Below are 1,168 nucleotides of genomic sequence, written 5' to 3'. Positions count from 1 at the left end.
AATTGAGAATAAATTCTCCTTGACTTGATTAATCTTTAGGCAACTTTTAAGAAGCTGCTATACCTATCCCTAACTCACAGTTATAAATAGCCGCCAACAAGTTAACTCTTAAACTATATCTTCGACGACGATTCCGATATTTACAAGATAAGATTTTAAAGATTTTGAGTTTCCTATTTATATGTTCAATGATAATCCTTTCTTTGGCTAAAGCCTTGTTATACTCTTTTTCTAACTCGGTTAATTTTCTATTTTTCGATTTCTTTTTCGGTGTATAACTATTACTATGGTATGCAGCTATTCCCTGATAACCACTGTCTTCTATGCTGGTAGTTAAAGGATGAAAACGAACTCGACTTTTTTTAAATAAACTAAAATCATGACCTCTACCTTTCCCACAAAAGACACAGATAATTTCCTCGGTATTTTGATCAGCTACTAATTGGGATTTTAAAGTATGATAACCTCTTTTACCCGAAAAAAAATCTTTCTGTTTCTTTTTGGGGCGTTCAATGGGAGTTTCCGTTACATCCATTACCGTTACGACCGGTATCTCTGCTTGATTTAGTAGAGCTTTTTTTCCTTTTAAACGGAAGTTTCCCGATTGTAAAAGCATTTTTTCCGTCTTATTTACAATCCGACATATAGTTGATTCTGATAGTTCCCAGCTTGTACCAATGTGAAAATATGTTCTATATTCTCGCCAATATTCTAACGTTACTAAAACTTGTTCTTCTATAGATAGTTTAGGTTTCGGTCCCCTTTTAGATGGTGAATTAGAGTCGGCTTCAACACTTTTTACTGATTCTACCATCTTTCTATATGTTTGTTTATACACACCGAAACGGCGTTTGAATTGTTCATCTGATAAGTTTTGATAATCCATAATTTTGCTAATAAACATAGCAAAATTATAGATGATTTCCTGACCTAAGATCACATTTTATTCTTTTTTCCACTTCAATCTAAGAATTGAGAAAAAAGCAAAACCTTATATTATACCATAAAAAAATTATGCAAGAGGTCTACTTTTATCTTGCCCAGAATCAGATTGATAAGCACTCAAGCATTCTTGAAGCCAAGCAGGCAATTCTAAAGAGAACAAATCTTTGAATTTTTCTTCTCTGCTTTCACGACTAATTCCCAATTGCCTAAGAACACTTGGGGC

At 33.2% G+C, this 1,168-nt stretch carries 1 protein-coding gene; it reads right to left on the bottom strand.

Features of this window, described 5'->3' with window-relative positions:
• Positions 1 to 46 precede the first annotated feature (46 nt).
• Positions 47 to 904 (bottom strand): IS5-like element ISMae4 family transposase, encoded by an 858-nt coding sequence (locus O9290_RS11725; protein ID WP_288087084.1) that lies wholly within the window; start codon positions 902 to 904, stop codon positions 47 to 49.
• Positions 905 to 1,168 lie beyond the last annotated feature (264 nt).

It is taken from the genome of Microcystis sp. LE19-41.2A, from assembly GCF_027530405.1.
GTDB lineage: Bacteria > Cyanobacteriota > Cyanobacteriia > Cyanobacteriales > Microcystaceae > Microcystis > Microcystis aeruginosa.
This window is presented reverse-complemented; position numbering and strand designations above follow the sequence as displayed.